General features: G+C 62.4%; 17 protein-coding genes. 9 read left to right on the forward strand and 8 right to left on the reverse strand.

Translation table 11 applies throughout. The annotated features are described in order from the left end of the window. Window positions 1–3: 3 nt before the first annotated feature. Entirely contained in the window at window positions 4–606 is a 603-nt protein-coding gene (locus L1K66_RS10975; protein WP_252257922.1) for a class I SAM-dependent methyltransferase, read from the reverse strand. Between the two features lie 187 nt (window positions 607–793). Here L1K66_RS10975 and L1K66_RS10980 point away from each other — a divergent pair, with 187 nt between their 5' ends. Further along, window positions 794–1,810, forward strand: coding sequence for a D-alanine--D-alanine ligase family protein (locus tag L1K66_RS10980; RefSeq protein WP_252257923.1), 1,017 nt, complete (start codon window positions 794–796; stop codon window positions 1,808–1,810). A 10-nt stretch (window positions 1,811–1,820) separates the two neighbouring features. On the opposite strand, the gene L1K66_RS10985 is transcribed toward L1K66_RS10980, so the two are convergent. Next, window positions 1,821–2,567, reverse strand: coding sequence for an SDR family NAD(P)-dependent oxidoreductase (locus tag L1K66_RS10985; RefSeq protein ID WP_252257924.1), 747 nt, complete (start codon window positions 2,565–2,567; stop codon window positions 1,821–1,823). A gap of 24 nt (window positions 2,568–2,591) precedes the next feature. Between L1K66_RS10985 and L1K66_RS10990 the strand changes: the two genes are divergently transcribed. From L1K66_RS10990 to zapE, 4 genes are read left to right on the forward strand one after another with little or no spacing between them, the layout of a single operon-like run. Further along, window positions 2,592–2,831, forward strand: a complete 240-nt coding sequence (locus tag L1K66_RS10990) for a hypothetical protein (protein WP_252257925.1) — start codon at window positions 2,592–2,594, stop codon at window positions 2,829–2,831. 30 nt (window positions 2,832–2,861) lie between these two features. Continuing rightward, window positions 2,862–3,644: a succinate dehydrogenase iron-sulfur subunit gene (locus L1K66_RS10995; RefSeq protein WP_034954191.1), complete on the forward strand. Its 783-nt coding sequence runs from the start codon at window positions 2,862–2,864 to the stop codon at window positions 3,642–3,644. 4 nt (window positions 3,645–3,648) lie between these two features. Then, window positions 3,649–4,110 (forward strand): PaaI family thioesterase, encoded by a 462-nt coding sequence (locus L1K66_RS11000; protein ID WP_252257926.1) that lies wholly within the window; start codon window positions 3,649–3,651, stop codon window positions 4,108–4,110. A 12-nt stretch (window positions 4,111–4,122) separates the two neighbouring features. Continuing rightward, window positions 4,123–5,244 carry a cell division protein ZapE gene (gene zapE, locus L1K66_RS11005; protein ID WP_252257927.1) on the forward strand — a complete coding sequence of 374 codons (1,122 nt, stop codon included), beginning with the start codon at window positions 4,123–4,125 and terminating at the stop codon, window positions 5,242–5,244. A 275-nt stretch (window positions 5,245–5,519) separates the two neighbouring features. Here the strand turns inward: zapE and L1K66_RS11010 are convergent, their stop codons facing one another. Both L1K66_RS11010 and L1K66_RS11015 read right to left on the reverse strand, forming a co-directional pair. Next, window positions 5,520–6,752, reverse strand: coding sequence for a pyridoxal-dependent decarboxylase, exosortase A system-associated (locus L1K66_RS11010; protein WP_252257928.1), 1,233 nt, complete (start codon window positions 6,750–6,752; stop codon window positions 5,520–5,522). Then, window positions 6,749–8,296 (reverse strand): acyl-CoA ligase (AMP-forming), exosortase A system-associated, encoded by a 1,548-nt coding sequence (locus L1K66_RS11015; RefSeq protein WP_252257929.1) that lies wholly within the window; start codon window positions 8,294–8,296, stop codon window positions 6,749–6,751. The genes L1K66_RS11010 and L1K66_RS11015 overlap by 4 nt, the downstream gene beginning before the upstream one ends. A 39-nt stretch (window positions 8,297–8,335) precedes the next feature. On the opposite strand from L1K66_RS11015, the gene L1K66_RS11020 reads away from it, so the two are divergent. The 4 genes from L1K66_RS11020 to L1K66_RS11035 all read left to right on the forward strand — a co-directional run bounded on the left by L1K66_RS11020 (window position 8,336) and on the right by L1K66_RS11035 (window position 11,267). Beyond that, a complete protein-coding gene (locus L1K66_RS11020; RefSeq protein WP_252257930.1) occupies window positions 8,336–9,361 on the forward strand; it encodes a GNAT family N-acetyltransferase in 1,026 nt (341 codons plus the stop codon). Window positions 9,362–9,508: 147 nt separating this feature from the next. Continuing rightward, the gene (locus L1K66_RS11025) at window positions 9,509–9,775 is read left to right on the forward strand and encodes a phosphopantetheine-binding protein (protein WP_034954823.1); all 267 of its coding nucleotides are present in this window, start codon (window positions 9,509–9,511) and stop codon (window positions 9,773–9,775) included. A gap of 23 nt (window positions 9,776–9,798) precedes the next feature. Continuing rightward, window positions 9,799–10,482, forward strand: a complete 684-nt coding sequence (locus L1K66_RS11030; protein WP_252257931.1) for an alpha/beta hydrolase family protein — start codon at window positions 9,799–9,801, stop codon at window positions 10,480–10,482. After that, window positions 10,479–11,267: a hydrolase 1, exosortase A system-associated gene (locus tag L1K66_RS11035; protein WP_252257932.1), complete on the forward strand. Its 789-nt coding sequence runs from the start codon at window positions 10,479–10,481 to the stop codon at window positions 11,265–11,267. The genes L1K66_RS11030 and L1K66_RS11035 overlap by 4 nt, the downstream gene beginning before the upstream one ends. Here L1K66_RS11035 and L1K66_RS11040 read toward each other — a convergent pair whose 3' ends face one another. Genes L1K66_RS11040 through ilvD form a run of 4 tightly spaced genes read right to left on the reverse strand, consistent with a single transcriptional unit; the run spans window position 11,268 to window position 15,897 of the window. Beyond that, complete coding sequence (locus L1K66_RS11040) at window positions 11,268–12,467, reverse strand: class I SAM-dependent RNA methyltransferase (RefSeq protein WP_252257933.1); 1,200 nt, start codon at window positions 12,465–12,467, stop codon at window positions 11,268–11,270. Further along, on the reverse strand, window positions 12,464–13,855 hold the full coding sequence (locus L1K66_RS11045) for an NAD(P)H-hydrate dehydratase (RefSeq protein ID WP_252257934.1): 1,392 nt from the start codon (window positions 13,853–13,855) through the stop codon (window positions 12,464–12,466). Before L1K66_RS11045 ends, L1K66_RS11040 begins: the two co-directional genes overlap by 4 nt. After that, entirely contained in the window at window positions 13,848–14,201 is a 354-nt protein-coding gene (locus L1K66_RS11050) for a hypothetical protein (protein WP_252257935.1), read from the reverse strand. Before L1K66_RS11050 ends, L1K66_RS11045 begins: the two co-directional genes overlap by 8 nt. After that, window positions 14,182–15,897: a dihydroxy-acid dehydratase gene (gene ilvD, locus L1K66_RS11055; RefSeq protein WP_252257936.1), complete on the reverse strand. Its 1,716-nt coding sequence runs from the start codon at window positions 15,895–15,897 to the stop codon at window positions 14,182–14,184. The genes L1K66_RS11050 and ilvD overlap by 20 nt, the downstream gene beginning before the upstream one ends.

A 15,897-nucleotide genomic window follows, 5' to 3' on the forward strand; every position in this document is an offset into this window, starting at 1 on the left:
GGGTCAGATCCCCGGCTTCCTCGCCACGCCCCATTCGTTCCACATCGCAAAACGCGGCGCCTTGGGCATGTAGCCCTGCCCCAATGGCTCGACTTCGAAACCGGCTCCGCGAAAGGCAGAGCCGATCGGACGGGTCAGGTGGCATCCCCCCGCAAGCCGCTTCCACACCGGCTCGATCCGGTCCTGCCAGCGGGCGACATCGGCATCGGGCGCACGGCCATGTTCAAGGAACAGCGCCTGCCCGCCGGGCCGCAGTATGCGCAGCATCTCCGACAGGACCTGCCCCTGATCCTCGACCGAGCAAAGGGTAAAGGTGCAAACCACCGTGTCGAAAGACCGGTCGGGAAAGGGAATATCCTCCCCCACACCCTGTTTGAGCGTTGCCGGCCAGCCTTTGTCCCGCGCAGCAGCCCGTGCCGCATCCAGCAAGCCTTCGTGCGGGTCGATCCCGGCATAGGATGTGATCGAGGCTGCATCATAGAACTGGTGGTTGATCCCGCCGCCACAGCCCAGCTCGAATACATCGCCTTGCGCCCTAGGCACGACGTAGGAACGCCGCTTCATCACCTGACCCGTACCACAGGCACAGCGGATCAGTCGCGGCATCACATTTCGATCATACCAGGCGCCAAGCCCCATCGCGCGCTTCCCATCCTGTCGCTTTCGCGCAACTTTCCCCAATTCCTGCGGCTTGCCAAGCGGTTTCCCAATCGCGTTGCCTGCTCAAATTCGCTAGCAACGGCCATGCGAAACGGTTAATCGCGACGCTCCAATCTCGAGGTTTCAGGATAATATGACCACTTCAATCGAACCCCTGCGCATTCCTGAGGAAGACAAGGAGCGCGTGCGCCTGCTGTTCATGGCAAAGCACGCGTTGTGGGGCGGCGGGATGCATCCGGAGGATGGCAACCACGCGATCTATCATCACGAAGTGCGCACGACGCTCGAAAACCTCGGCCTGAATATCCAGTTCGCCAACAGCTATGATGTGCTGTTCACCCGCCCGGATGTCGATTTCGTGTTCCCGCTGCTCAACCGCGGCGGTTTCGTAAACAGTGAAATGCTGATCCCGGTGCTGTGCAACATGCACCGCATCCCGTACCTTGGCGCGATGCCATTCCTGCGCGGTCTGGGCGATGACAAATCCGTGTCCAAGCTGGTTTGCACCCATGCCGGCGTGCCGACCGCAGCGTGGTTCTGCTATCGCCGCGGCGCCCCTGTGCTTGAAGCTGACCTGCCGCCCTCACCCGATGGCCGCTGGGTGATCAAGCCCAATGCATCGTCGGCCAGCTGGGGCATTTCCGACGCCTTCGACTGGAACGGCGTGACCAACGCCATCGCCGACATCCACGGACAGGGCCACGATGCCATCGTCGAGCCGTATCTGGACGGTTACGACGTGCAATGCGCGTTCATCACCCTGCACGGTGAGCCGACTGCTCTGCCGATGCTGTGGTACGAGCGCGAAAACACGCAAAAGCTTTGGACCTATTACGAAAAGCGCGATCTGGTGCCGAACACCGAAAAGGCAGCACTCAAGCGTTTCGACCACCCCGAGCTCGCGCCCAAGATCGAGGAAATGGCGAAGAAGGTCGCCCGCGAATTCGTGCCGTTCGATTACGGCCGGATCGAATTCCGCGTCGATCTGAAGACAGGCGACATCAACTTCATCGAGATCAACCTGAACTGCAATCTGTGGTCGGAAAAGGTGATGGCAAAGGCGGCGGCGCAGGCCGGGTTCAGCCATGCCGATCTGATGGAAACGCTGCTGGCGGAAAGCTGGCGGCGCAACGCCCTGATCGCGGGCTAAATTCAGGCCGTCAGGCCGGGATTTCGTCGCCTTTGTAATCGAACACCCGGCCCGATTGTTCGGGGCCAAGTGCTGACAGCACGCCAAGCAGATTGGCCGCCGCCACATCCGGCGCGGTCAACTGCCCGTTGGGGAGGTTCGACTGGAATGGCTGCGACAGGCGGCTGTCCACCGTTCCCGGGTGCAGGCCGACGATCACACCATGCTTGTGCGTGCGTCCCATCTCCAGCGCGAAATTGCGGATCAGCATGTTGAGCGCGGCTTTCGACGCGCGATAGGAATGCCACCCGCCAAGGCCGTTGTCGGAAATCGACCCCACGCGCGCAGACAGGGCCGCGACAACGAAACGGCGATTGCGCGGCATCAGCGGCAGGATGTGCTTGGCAACCAGTGCGGGGCCGATCGTGTTGATGGCGAACACTTCCGCCATCGCTGCGGGATCGAGCCGCTTGTAAGTCCGCTCTGGCCCACTACCGTCGACTAGGGTCAGGACGCCGCTGGCAATCACCACCCATTCGGGCGGATCGGCTTTCATCATCGATGCTGCTGCGGCGATGGTGCTTTCATCCTTCAGGTCGAATGCGAAGGGTTTGACAGGGCCGCCTGCCGGGGCAGTCCCTTGCCGCGAGCCGGCGTAAACGGTTTCGCACCCGGCTTGCGCCAGCGCCTCTGACAAGGCCAGACCAATCCCGCCGCTGCTGCCGAACACTGCGGCGGTGCGGGGGAAAGCATTGGGCCAATTTCCTACTCTATCCATATGCTCTACAGCGGAGGAATGCGCATGAAGTTCCCGAAAACCGGCCCCGCTGCGGCAATCAGACGACGCGTGATCGAAAGTTCACAGGCCAACTCGAATATTCTCTGTTTTTTCGCTAATTATCAGATTCTTGCAGCGATTCCGCAATTTTCCAAAATACCCCTTTCGGTGTCACACCCGGGGCAACGATTGAATGTCATGCAAAACGCCTCACAATCCTCGCAACACTGGCGGCTTGCCTCACCCGGCACAGGCGCTAAGTAGAGGCGGGGCAACCAGGGATCACAGATAACAATGGCGACTTTCACCCTTCCGAAGAACTCGACCATCCGCAAGGACGGCAAGGTGCACAAGGCGAACGGCGGCAAGCGTGTTCGCTCGTTCAAGATCTATCGCTATGATCCCGACAGCGGACAGAACCCGCGCTATGACAAGTTCGAAATCGACCTTGATGAATGCGGCCCGATGGTTCTGGACGCGCTATTCAAGATCAAGAACGAAATCGACCCGACGCTGACCTTCCGCCGTTCGTGCCGCGAAGGGATTTGCGGGTCGTGCTCGATGAACCTCAACGGCAAGAACGGTCTCGCCTGCACCACCGCAATCGAAGACCTCAAGGGCGAAATCCGGATCACTCCCCTGCCCCACATGGACGTGATCAAGGATCTGGTACCCGACTTCACCCATTTCTACGCGCAATACGCCTCGATCCGTCCGTGGCTGCAAACCGTCAGCACCACGCCTTCGGGCAAGGAGCGGCTGCAGACCCCGGAACAACGCGAGAAGCTGGACGGGCTATACGAATGCATCCTGTGCGCATGCTGCTCGACTTCGTGCCCGTCGTACTGGTGGAACAGCGACAAGTTCCTCGGCCCGGCAATCCTGCTTCAGGCGTACCGCTGGCTGGCTGACAGCCGTGACGAGATGACGGGTGAGCGTCTGGATGCGCTGGAAGACCCGTTCCGCCTGTATCGCTGCCACACCATCATGAACTGCGCGAATGTCTGCCCCAAGGGGCTTTCGCCGGCCAAGGCCATCGCCGAAACCAAGAAGATGATGGCCGAGCGCGCGATCTGATCCGGTGACGCTGAAAGACGACGTATTCGAGCACGGCCCGGACCCTGAAAATCCGGGCTGGCGACACTGGAATCTCAAGGATCAGACCCTGTTCAACGGCGCGGTGATGGGCAAGCTCATCACCCGAGTCGACCCGGACCGGAAAGCGCGCCTGCGGATGTTCCCGCAGCGGCATCACCAGAACCTGCAAGGCATCATCCACGGTGCGGTCACACTTTCGCTGATCGACATCGCGCTGTTCACCACAATGCACAACATAGGCTCGGGCAATGCCGGTCCTTCGGTGACGCTGGAGCTTTCGACCCAGTTCGTGGGCGGCGGCGATCCTGACCGGCCGATGGATGCCGTCACCGAAATCGTGCGGGAAACCGGCAAGCTGGTGTTCGTGCGCGGGCTGGTGGAACAGGAAGAAGACGTTGTCGCCTCTTTCTCTGGCATCGTGCGCAAGATGCTGCCGCGCGGGTGACGGCGGCTCGCGATGCCCGGTCTGATAGCCCGATACGAACAGCTGATCGCCAATGGCGAATTACGAGCCGATCCCGATCAGCGACTGGCCGCAGAACGGCTCGACCAGCTTCAGCGGGAGCTGGAGGCAGGACCGCCGAAGCAGGGATTGTTCGCCCGTCTGACCGGCATGGGCGCCGCGCCGCCTGATCCGCGCGGTGTCTATCTGTGGGGCGGGGTCGGGCGTGGCAAGTCGATGCTGATGGACCTGTTTGTCGAAACGCTCGCCATCCCGGCAAAGCGGCGGGTCCACTTTCACGAATTCATGCTGGAGGTCGATCGGCTCGTGGCTGAACAGCGCAAGGCCGGCCTCAAGGACCCGTTGATCGCGGTAGCACTGCGCATGGGCGAGCAATTGCGATGCCTCGCATTTGACGAAATGGTCGTCACCAACACTGCCGATGCGGCGATCATGGGACGCTTCTTCACCGCGCTGATCGAGAGCCGTACGGTCATCGTCACCACCTCCAACCGGCCTCCGCACGATTTGTACAAGGACGGGCTCAATCGCTCGCTCTTCCTGCCTTTCATCGATCTGGTCGAACGCAAGCTGGACGTGCTTTCGCTTAACGGGCCGACGGATTACCGGTTGGAACGGATCGGCGGGCTTGCGACGTGGCACGAACCGATCGGCGATGAAGCAACGGCCCAGGTGCGCGAGGCATTCTTCCGACTCACCGATTTCGCGCCTGAGGATGCCGCCAATGTCCCCAGCGCCGAGCTTGATCTGGGCGGCGGGCGCAGCCTCCATGTACCCAAGAGCCTGAAGGGTGTGGCGGTGTTCAGCTTCAAAAAGCTGTGCGGTGAGAACCGCGGGGCGGCCGACTATCTTGCGATTGCACAGGCCTATCACACGGTGATTCTCGTCGGGATCCCGCGGATGGGGCCGGAAAACCGCAATGAGGCGATCCGCTTCACCAAGCTGATCGATGCGCTGTACGAAAGCCGGGTCAAACTGTTCGCCACTGCCGCTGCCAAGCCCGATGATCTCTACCGATCAGGCGACGGTGCCTTCGAATTCGAACGCACGGCAAGCCGCCTCAACGAAATGCAGAGCGATGAATACATGGCGCTAGGCCACGGGCTGGAGCGATAAGGCGGCCTTAAGCCGCGGCTATACGATCCGCGAGCCGAGCCTGCGCGGCCACAAGGCGGCTCATCACTTTCAGATCCTGTTCGCGCAGTTGCAACTTGGGCATCGATACCTATCCTTGGCCAATATGCGGACCAAGGGCTTGCGCGCAGTAGCTACCTGCACACCCACGATCCGCGAATTACCCGGACTTTCTCGCTGAAAATGGTGAACATAACGTTAGTGATAGAGGGCGAATTGCGGTCCCATCCCGTTATGGGACAACGGTTTAGCGACTTCTAAACCAGCACTTCCGCAGCAGCCCCGTGCCCCAGAAAATCGGCGGGAGAGGCCGTTGCGCCATAGGCTCCGGCGCAGAACACGGCGACAATATCACCCACGTCAGCGGTCGGCATCCACGCCTGATCCGCAAGCCTGTCGAGCGGGGTGCAAAGGCAGCCAACGACGTTAACCACCTGGTCGGCCTCGCCATCGTAACGGGTGGCGATGGCAACCGGATAATTGCGCCGAACCACCGTGCCGAAATTGCCCGAAGCGGCCAATTGATGATGCAATCCGCCATCGGTGACGAGGAAGGTCACTCCATGGCTTACCTTGCGATCAATTACCCGGCAAAGATAAACCCCTGCCTCTCCAACCAGGTAGCGGCCCAGCTCGATGCACAACTCGGCATCCGCCAGCACAGGCGATGCGGCATCAATCAGGCCGTGCAAGGCTTCCCCCACACGTGCAAGGTCGAGCGCTTCGTCGCCGGGGAAATAGGGTATTCCGAAACCGCCACCCATGTTCAGTTTCGGCAAGGGGACGCCGATTTCCTGCGTCAATTGCGCCGCAAGGTTGAGAACATTGCCCTGCGCCTCGATTATCGCATCCGCACTCAACGCCTGGCTACCGGTGAAGATGTGCAGGCCGCGCCAAACCGCGCCCTCGTCGATCACCTTGCGCGCGAGTTCGGGGACGAGTTCCTGATCGACGCCGAATTGTTTGGCGCCGCCGCCCATCTTCATGCCCGATCCCTTGATCTCGAAATCGGGATTGACCCGGATCGCGATGCGGGGAGGTGTGCCAAGCCGCTGTCCGATCGAAAGCGCCCTTGCCGCTTCCCCCGCGGATTCGCAGTTCAACGTCACGCCGGCGGCGATTGCCGCTTCCAGCTCGTCATCGCGCTTGCCCGGCCCGGCGAAGCTGACGCGCGCGGGATCGATCCCTGCTGCTTGAAGCTTTGCCAGTTCCCCAGACGAAGCGATGTCGAAGCCATCGACCAGACCGGCAAAGTGGGCGATCACATCCGGATGCGGATTGGCTTTTACCGCGTAATTGATCCCGACGCGGGCGGGCAACGCGGCGCGCAATTCTGCAATCCTGCGATCAATATGAGCGCGGGAATAGACGAACAGCGGCGTCTTGCCCGCCGCGCGCACCAGTTCGCTGGCCGTTTGCCCGCCAATCGCGAGCTCGCCATTCAGAACATCATAACCCGCAGGGATCGGGCCAACCGGCTTGATCTTCATGCGTGCTTCTCCCCGATCCGTTCCCGATACAAAGCCGCACGGTCAATCTTGCCATTGGCATTCAAAGGCATGGCATCGCGCCATTCGATCACATGCGGCTGCATGAAATTGGGCAGTTCCTTCTGAAGGATTTTTGCCAGAGTGTCGCGTTCGCTCTGATCCTGCGTCCCGCGCACGATCAGATGGATGGCATGACCCAGACGACTGTCTGGAATGCCAAGTGCGACCGCCTCTGCCACCAGATCGCTAGCCACGGCGGCGTCCTCGATCTCCTGCGGGCTGATACGATTGCCCGCGCTCTTGATCATCGCATCCGTCCGGCCGACGAAATAGAGGAGGCCATCGGCCGCCCGCTTCACCGTGTCGCCCGACCAGACCGCGGTACCCCCATAGCGCGAATGCTCCGGGGCAGGTTTGAACCGCTCTGCCGTGCGCTTTGCGTCCTGCCAGTATCCCTTGGCCACCAGCGGGCCGCAATGGACGAGTTCGCCATCCTCCTCAGGATCATCGGGCGAGCCGTCAGCACGCACGACAAGGATCTCGGCAAAGGGGATCGCCTGCCCCATCGAAGTCGGATGCCGGTCCACCATTTCGGGATCGAGATAGGTCGAACGGAAAGCTTCTGTCAGCCCGTACATCGGGTACAGGTCTGCCTGCGGAAACTGTGCCCGGAGATCACCGACCAGTTCGGTGGTCAATGCCCCGCCGCTGTTGGTCAGGCGGCGCATGCTGACGATGGCTTCCGCTGGCCAGTCGATTTCGGTCAATTGCACCCACAAGGGCGGAACCGCCGCGAGCGTGGTTATCCCGTGCACGGCACAGGCCTTCGCGACGTCGCGCGGGAAAAGATAGTCGAGCGGCACCACACTGCCGCCTGCATACCAGGTCGAAAGCAGCTGGTTCTGACCGTAATCGAACGACAGCGGCAGAACCGCGAGCGTCACGTCATCCGCCTGAAGCCTGAGGTAATGCGCCACGCTGACCGCGCCCAGCCACAGATTCGCGTGGCTCAGCATCACGCCCTTGGGTTTGCCCGTCGATCCGCTGGTGTAGAGGATAGCGCACAGATCATCAGGATCGGCCATCGACGGGCCAAGCGCGAGTGCGGCATCATAGGCAAATTCCAGCGCCTCAGCCTCTTCGATCACTCTGCATGTGTCTGGCACATCACCCGCTTCAAGCGATTTAAGCCGCGAGGCGGTGCCAATCAGCATAACCGCGCCGCTATCTCCGAGGATATGCGCGACCTGATGATGCTTCAGCAAAGGGTTGATCGGAACATGGATCAATCCCGCCCGCGCCGCAGCCAGCGGCAGCAGGCAAGTCAACTCGCCCTTCGCAGCCCAAGAGGCGACGCGCTGGCCCTTTTGCCCAACTTCCCGCGCAAGCCACCCCGCAAGCCAATCGACACGCTGTCTTAACCCATCGTGGTTAAGCACCAGATTTCGCAGCACCAGCGCCGGTGCGTCGCCATGGCCATTGGCAACCGCCCTTTCGACAAGGTGGTCCAGCGGCAAGGGCGTGGGATCGGGGCTGTTGGGCATGGGTTGGCTTGCTGACCGTTTTCGGATGATGAATTTCTAATGATCGAAGCGCGGTATCACGACAGGGTTAACGTCTTGCAAGAGCTCTTTGCCGAGAGTTCCGCATGCGCGGCCCCAACTCCGTTCGATCGCGCCGAGTGGTACGCCCTGCTCAGCGACACCGGATTGGTGCCGCTTATCGCGCTTGCCAGCGATGGCGATGGGGCCGCCGCGCTTGCCCTGACAGAGGATGCAGGCCGCATCGCGCCCTTGCGCAACTGGTACAGCTTCACCTGGCGACAGCTTGCCCCGCCCGGAGCAAAGGGCGACCGGCTGCTGGTCGAAATCGCGCGCCAATTGCGCCAGCGGGGGCATCGCGTGACGCTTGAGCCCGTCCCCGACGAAGACGGCTCCGCCACAAGGTTGTGCACCGCCTTTGCCAAAGCCGGGTGGCGCGTGGAGGCTAGCCGGTGCGACATCAATCATGTCCTGCATGTCGGTGGCATGGATTTCGACACCTACTGGTCCCAGCGCCCCGGCGCATTGCGCACCACCTACAAGCGCAAGGCAAAGAAGGTCGAAACGCAGGTCATCTGCCATTTCGACGATGCCTTGTGGAGCGATTACGAGGCGATTTACGAAGCGAGTTGGAAACCGCGAGAAGATCATCCGGCAATGCTGCGCCAATTCGCCCGGCAAGAAGGCGATGCCGGACGCTTGCGGTTCGGCATGGCATGGCACGAGGGCAAGCCAGTGGCCGCACAATGCTGGACCGTCGAACACGGCACCGCGTTCATTCACAAGCTCGCCTATCTTGAAAGCGCCCGTTCGCTTTCGGCGGGAACGACGCTTTCAGCCGCGCTTTTCCGGCATGTGATCGACACCGACCGGGTCACGCTGGTCGATTTCGGCACGGGTGATCAATCCTACAAGGCAGACTGGATGAACGGCATCCGCCCGCGCTACCGTATCGATTGCCTCGACCTGGCGCAGCCGCGCGCGTGGCTCGACCTTGCCCGCCAAACCGCCCGTCGACTGCGCGAAGCGGAAGTCCCCGCCCTTGCGCCCTTCCCTCCGCGTCGTTAAGGGCGCCGGTCAAGCCGTGCTGACCGTTCGTAAAACGCCCGGATGCGCGAGAAAGTCCCTGTGAGAGGAGCCGTGATGAGCACTCAACCAGTTGTCGGTGAAGAGGGTGAAGGCCCCGATCAGGCTGCAAGCACGCCGGGCCTCGCGATGAGCCGCGCCGCGCTTGATACCGAACTCAAATCGATCATCGCCGATGTCCTGGGCGTGGATGCCGATTTCGCCGATCAGCTGACCGATGACAGCGGCCTGTTCGGCCACCTGCCCGAACTCGATTCAATGGCGGTCGCGGGACTGCTGACGGAGATGGAAGACCGGCTCGACATCATCATCGAAGACGATGACGTCGATGGCGAAATGCTGGAAACCTACGGCGGCCTGCTCGCCTTTGCGGAAAGCAAGCTGGCCGAGGTCTGATCCCGGCCAGTGGCGCAAGGCGCATGATCGAAAGCTGGCAAGCCCCGCTGCAAAACGGCACCACGAGCGAGGAACTGCTCGTTCAGATCGATCGCGGCCGGAATATCCGTGTCCTGATCCTGCCCGCCTTGTTCGACGAGGCAAACAAGTTGCGCCGTTTCACAGTCGAACTGATGCAGGCGCTTGATCGGCTGGAAATCGACTCCTTCCTTCCCGACATGCCCGGATGCAACGAAAGCCTCGTGCCGCTGTCCGGCCTGAGCCTATCTGCATTGCAGGCCGCAACAGCCTCTGCGACGCAAAGTCTTGGCGCGACCCATGTTCTGGCGATCCGTGGGGGTGCGCTCCTGTTACCCGAAGGAGCCGCTGGATGGTCCTATGCTCCCGTTTCCGGTGCGAAACTGCTGCGCTCGATGATCCGCGCGCGTACCATCGCGGCGCGTGAGGCAGGACGGTCAGAAAGCTCCGAAGAATTGCAGCAGATTGGTCGAAAGGACGGGCTGGCGCTCGCGGGCTGGGAGATCGGGGCGGAAATGTTCCGCGAACTCGAAATTGCCGAACCTCCCGTTTCCGAATCCCTCACCGTGATCTCGCAACAGGAACTCGGCGGTGCGGGCCTGTGGTTGCGGGCCGAGCCGGGTGAAGATGGAGCCCAAACCGAAAAGCTCGCCGCGATCCTCGCGTCAGGTGTGGGAGCAGCCGGATGAGCCGCCTGCATTTCGACTTCGGCTGCGGCAGCCTGAAACTTGCCGGTTCGCTCGACACGGCTCCGGGCTCAACCGGCCTGCTGATCGTTTCAGGCGGCAATGAGTTACGATCCGGCGCGTTTTCCGGGCAATCCCGCCTCGCTGCACGCATCGCCAAGGCCGGATTTCCGGTGTTCCGGTTTGACCGACGCGGGATCGGGGACAGCGAAGGCGAAAACCGCGGTTTCCGGCACAGCGCAAAGGACATTCGTGCTGCGCTGGATGCCTTTCGCGCTCTAGCCCCACAGGTCGATCGGGTGATCGGTTTTGGCAATTGCGACGCAGCGTCGGCGCTTATTCTGATGGGGGGCGAAGGATTTGACGGCCTCGTGCTTTCGAACCCGTGGACCATCGATGAAGACGAAGGCGACACGGACGAACCGCAGCACACGCCCGAGGCGATCCGTTCGCGCTATCTCGAAAAGCTCAAAAACCCTGCCGAAATCGCCCGTTTGCTGCGCGGCGGCGTCAATTTGAGGAAGCTGGCCGCAGGCTTGCTCGGCGCGGCCAAGTCCGCTCCGCAAGCATCGCAATTGTTGCAGGAAATGCGCGCCGGGATCGCGGATTTCTCCGGCTCGGTGACATACCTCGTTGCGACCGATGACAGGACCGGGCAACTGTTCGAAAGCGCATGGGGCAAGGATGATCCGCGCATCCAGCGCTGTCTCGGCGCGGGTCATGCCTATGTCGAACCGGCCCATCAGGACTGGCTCAAAGACCGCATTCTCGAAGTAATCCGCGCCTGATCAGTCGCGCTCGAACAGGCTCACCAGTTCGACATGGTTTGACCAGCGGAACTGCCCGACGGGCCGCAGACGGGTAAGCCTGTATCCGCCCTCAATCAGCGCCGCGGCATCCCTCGCCCAGCTTGACGGGTTGCAGCTGACATAGACAACCCGCGCGACCTTGCTGCGCGCGATCTCTCCGATCTGGGATTTTGCCCCGGCACGGGGAGGATCGAGCAGAACTGCATCGAACCGGTCAAGCTCGGCGGGTTGCAGTGGATTTCGGAACAGGTCGCGGTGCAGCGCATGCACCTGTACACCATGCTGACGCGCGGCGGCATTGCAGGCGAGATGCGCCGCACGCTCCGCCTCCGCCGCCAGCACCTTGCGCCCTTCGGATAGCGCAAAGGCAAAGGTTCCGAGCCCCGCAAACAGGTCAGCCACCAGATTGGCCCCTTCGAGCCATTCGCGCGCATCGGCGATCATGCGGGCTTCGGCATCGGCTGTCGCTTGAAGAAATGCGGCGGGCGGCATCGCCACCGGAACCCCGGAAAGCGTGACCGTGACCGGCTCCGGCTCCCACAGCGCCTCGGAACCGAATCCCTGGTCGATCGAGAGCCGTGCAAGACCGTTGTTGCGCGCAAAATCAAGCGCACCCTCGGTCGGGCCAAGTCCATCGAGCGGGAAGTTCGTTAGCCCCAGATCGATCCCCTGATCGACCCGCGTCATGCTGATATCCACTGCACCCTTCGGCCCGAATTGCTTGAGGAAATCCCGCAGCAGACGGGCCATATCAACCAGTTCGGGCAGCAGGACGGGGCATTGCGCCAGATCGATCAGCCGATGCGATTGCGCCTGCTTGAACCCGATGACCACCCGGCCCTTGATCCGCTCGGAATGCAATGTCGCGCGGCGCCGAGTGTGTGCCGGACTGAGGTGGGTTTCGAGCAATTGCTCAACGGCAAGCCCCTCGCCCGTGGCGGCGTTGACGACGCGATTGGTGACGAATTCGCGCAGCACGGTCTCGTCAGCATGCTGCAACTGGCAGCCGCCGCATTGTCCGAAATGACGGCAGGGCGGCGATACATGATGCGGGCCGGGAATGATCGAGCCGTCCGCACCTACACTGTCACCCGGCACGGCCCCCGGCACATGCGTCCCGTCCTCCAGAACGCCGTCGCCTCTTGCTGCGAGCCGCACAATTTCGCGCATCTGGCTCACAGGCAGGCTTCAATCGCAGGCGGTACGGCACGGGCCAGCTCATTCGGGGTGAAAGCCGCCCCGCACTGCCTCGCAGCCTCTCCATGCAGCCACACCGCTTCGCAGGCCGCTTCGAAGGGCGAACGCCTGTTCGCCATCCGGCTGACCGCAATCCCGGCAAGGACATCTCCGCTTCCTGCGACCGAAAGCCAGCTGGGCGCAGGCGGCGCAATCGCCACCTGCCCATCGGGTGCGGCGATGATCGTCGTCGGCCCCTTGGCCGCGATCACCATTCCGCTGGTCTTGGCAAGCGCCCTTGCCCGGTCGATCCGGCTTTCCGCAATGACGCCAAAATTGCGGCACAGCGTCTCCAACTCGCCATCATGCGGCGTGGCAAGGATATCGCTGCGATTGCCGAGCATTTTGGGGCGGAGCGCGATGAGCGCGTCGGCATCGATGACGGCAGGTCGGCCCGAATCCAAAGCGATGCGCAGTCGCTGCGTCGCTTCGGCAGACCGGCCAAGACCCGGCCCGACCAGCACTGCTGCAATCCGATCGTCGGACAAGCCTTTCGCCAAAGGCTGCCCATCGACGACGAGCGCCGGATCAGCCGTTCGATCTTCGCCTTCACGCAGCAGTTTGACGTAGCCCGCCCCGCCCCGCATCGCCGCTTCCGCCGCAAGAACGGCCGCACCGGGCATCTCGCCCGAGACGATGCAGGCAAGGCCCCGCAGGTACTTGTGCGAATCCACCGCGGGCACCGATAGCCGTGGCTTCTCGATCAATCGGGCGGCGCCTTTCACCGGAGCAATGCCGATGGGGACGAGCCGCAAGCTCCCCATGATCGAGCGTCCCGGCGTCATCCAGTGCGCGAATTTCCATGCGCCCAGCGCCAGCGTCAGATCGAACCGCGGCAGCCGTTCGTCGAGCAAGGCACCTGTATCGCTTGCCACGCCGGATGGCACATCGGTCGCAATCGTCAGGTGGTGGCGCGCAGCAAGATCGCGCAGCAGCAAGGCGTGCTCGCCGGACAGGGGACGGGTGAGGCCCGAACCGAAAAGGCTGTCCACCAACACACCGCCCGCAGCCTTGCCCCCGGACGTAAGAACTTCCCCGTTCCAGAGCGCGCGCGCCTGCCTTGCCGCATCGGTCTTGGGCTCGACCGGGGCGATGACAGTCACAGCATTGCCTGCCTCGCGCAAGCGATGGGCGATGACATAGCCATCGCCGCCATTGTTGCCGGGGCCGCAAAGCACCGTGACGCTGCGTCCGGCGGCGACCCTGCGCACCCACTCCGCCGCACCGCCGGCCGCGATCTTCATCAGTTCGAACACGCTGGTGCCTGCATCGAACAGCGCCTGTTCCGCATCGCGCATTTGTGCGGCAGTCAGGATCTGCGCGTTACTCATCCGAACTTGCAGCCACCAATGCCTGCCTGAGCCGGTAACGATCCGAACCGACCGTCATTTCAATGACCTCGGGATCATCGATACTGTCTGCCACACTCAAGGGCTCCGCCCCGTCCGCCAGCGTCAACTCGCCCGTATCCGCCCAGACGAAGCGGCGAAAGCCGCCATCCGGATGGTGGATGATGAATTCGACCGGGTCTGTCCGCTCCAGCGTGCAGACCTCCGCAAGTTCAGCTCCCGGCCCGATTGCGCAGCGCACCTCCGGCCCTTCGGGCGCGGGTGTCTCCGATCCGCAAGCGGCGAGCAAAAACGCCGGGAGAACGAGGCTAGATGTCCGCAAAGACATGGGTTTCCGCCTTTGCCCCGGGATGGGTGATCGCCCCGCTGCGCGCCGAGCCGACATTCTGCGAATAGCGCCACAAGGCGCCCGACTGGTAATCATTGGTGCGCGGCTGCCATTGCTTGCGGCGTTCATCCAGCACCGAAGCATCGACTTCAAGGTCGATCGTCCCCGCCTCAGCATCGATGGTGATGATGTCGCCATCTTCTACCAACGCGATCGGGCCGCAATCGGCGGCTTCCGGACCGACATGGCCGATGCAGAAGCCCCGCGTCGCGCCGGAGAATCGCCCGTCGGTGATCAGCGCGACCTTTTCGCCCATACCCTGACCATAGAGCGCGGCGGTGGTGGAGAGCATTTCGCGCATGCCCGGCCCGCCCTTGGGCCCTTCGTAACGGATCACGATCACGCAGCCTTCGGCAATGTCGCGGCTTTCGACGGCAGCAAAGGCGTCTTCCTCGCAATCGAAGACCCGCGCCGGGCCGGAGAATTGCAGGCGCGCCATCCCCGCAACCTTCACAATCGCGCCATCGGGGGCAAGCGATCCCTTCAGCCCCACAACGCCGCCGGTCGGCGTGATCGGGGTCTTCACATCGTAAAACACCTTCTGATCGGGGTTCCAGGTGATCTCCTCGATATTTTCGCCCAGCGTCTTGCCCGTCACCGTGATCGGGTTGGGATCAAGGAAGCCCCCTTCGAGCAGCGTCTTCATCCCCATGTACACGCCGCCTGCTTCATGCATGTCCTTGGCGACATATTTGCCGCCTGGCTTCAGATCGGCGATGTAAGGCGTTGATTTGAATATCTCGGCAACGTCGAAAAGGTCGAAATCGATGCCGCATTCGCTGGCCATTGCGGGCAGGTGCAAGGCGGCGTTGGTCGAACCGCCCGTGGCCGCCACGACGCGCGCCGCATTTTCGAACGCCGCACGGGTGCAGATGTCACGCGGGCGCAGGTTCTTTTCCAGCAGCACCATCACCTGAGCGCCCGCCGCCCGCGCAATCTCTTCACGCGAAGTGTAAGGAGCAGGCGCCATATTGCCGTTTGGCAGCGATAATCCGATTGCCTCACCCACACAGGCCATGGTGTTCGCGGTGAACTGGCCACCGCACGCGCCGTGGCCCGGGCAGGCAACCTTTTCGAGCGCGATCAGCTCCTGCAAAGGGCAATTGCCCGCCGCGTGCTGACCCACCGCCTCGAACACGTCGACAACGGTCACATCCTTGCCGTGGTGCGTACCGGGCAGGATCGACCCGCCATAGACGAAGATGCTTGGCACATTCAGCCGCAGCATCGCCATCATCATGCCGGGCAGGCTCTTGTCACAACCCGCAAAGCCAACCAACGCGTCATAGCAGTGCCCGCGCACAGACAACTCCACGCTGTCGGCAATGACTTCGCGGCTGACGAGCGAGCTCTTCATGCCCTGATGCCCCATCGCGATCCCATCAGTCACGGTGATCGTGTTGAAGCGGCGCGGCGTCCCCCCGCCCGCAATCACGCCTTCGCGGCAGATGTCGGCCTGTGCGTTCAGCGTGGTGTTGCACGGCGCGCTGTCGTTTCCGGCGCTCGCCACACCCACGAATGGCCGGGCGATTTCTTCCTCGGTCATCCCCATGGCGTAGTAATAGGAGCGGTGCGGCGCGCGCTCCGGCCCGACAGAGACGTGGCGGCTTGGCAATTTGGACTTGTCGAAAGACAT

Source organism: Erythrobacter aurantius, assembly GCF_023823125.1.
GTDB lineage: Bacteria > Pseudomonadota > Alphaproteobacteria > Sphingomonadales > Sphingomonadaceae > Erythrobacter > Erythrobacter aurantius.

Excerpts from the sequence above, each read along its gene's own strand:
- L1K66_RS10975 (WP_252257922.1), bottom strand. The coding sequence starts at position 606 with ATGCCGCGACTGATCCGCTGTGCCTGTGGTACGGGTCAGGTGATGAAG.
- L1K66_RS10980 (WP_252257923.1), top strand. The coding sequence starts at position 794 with ATGACCACTTCAATCGAACCCCTGCGCATTCCTGAGGAAGACAAGGAG.
- L1K66_RS10985 (WP_252257924.1), bottom strand. The coding sequence starts at position 2,567 with ATGGATAGAGTAGGAAATTGGCCCAATGCTTTCCCCCGCACCGCCGCA.
- L1K66_RS10990 (WP_252257925.1), top strand. The coding sequence starts at position 2,592 with ATGAAGTTCCCGAAAACCGGCCCCGCTGCGGCAATCAGACGACGCGTG.
- L1K66_RS10995 (WP_034954191.1), top strand. The coding sequence starts at position 2,862 with ATGGCGACTTTCACCCTTCCGAAGAACTCGACCATCCGCAAGGACGGC.
- zapE (WP_252257927.1), top strand. The coding sequence starts at position 4,123 with ATGCCCGGTCTGATAGCCCGATACGAACAGCTGATCGCCAATGGCGAA.
- L1K66_RS11010 (WP_252257928.1), bottom strand. The coding sequence starts at position 6,752 with ATGAAGATCAAGCCGGTTGGCCCGATCCCTGCGGGTTATGATGTTCTG.
- L1K66_RS11015 (WP_252257929.1), bottom strand. The coding sequence starts at position 8,296 with ATGCCCAACAGCCCCGATCCCACGCCCTTGCCGCTGGACCACCTTGTC.
- L1K66_RS11020 (WP_252257930.1), top strand. The coding sequence starts at position 8,336 with ATGATCGAAGCGCGGTATCACGACAGGGTTAACGTCTTGCAAGAGCTC.
- L1K66_RS11025 (WP_034954823.1), top strand. The coding sequence starts at position 9,509 with ATGAGCCGCGCCGCGCTTGATACCGAACTCAAATCGATCATCGCCGAT.
- L1K66_RS11030 (WP_252257931.1), top strand. The coding sequence starts at position 9,799 with ATGATCGAAAGCTGGCAAGCCCCGCTGCAAAACGGCACCACGAGCGAG.
- L1K66_RS11035 (WP_252257932.1), top strand. The coding sequence starts at position 10,479 with ATGAGCCGCCTGCATTTCGACTTCGGCTGCGGCAGCCTGAAACTTGCC.
- L1K66_RS11045 (WP_252257934.1), bottom strand. The coding sequence starts at position 13,855 with ATGAGTAACGCGCAGATCCTGACTGCCGCACAAATGCGCGATGCGGAA.
- L1K66_RS11050 (WP_252257935.1), bottom strand. The coding sequence starts at position 14,201 with ATGTCTTTGCGGACATCTAGCCTCGTTCTCCCGGCGTTTTTGCTCGCC.
- ilvD (WP_252257936.1), bottom strand. The coding sequence starts at position 15,897 with ATGTCTTTCGACAAGTCCAAATTGCCAAGCCGCCACGTCTCTGTCGGG.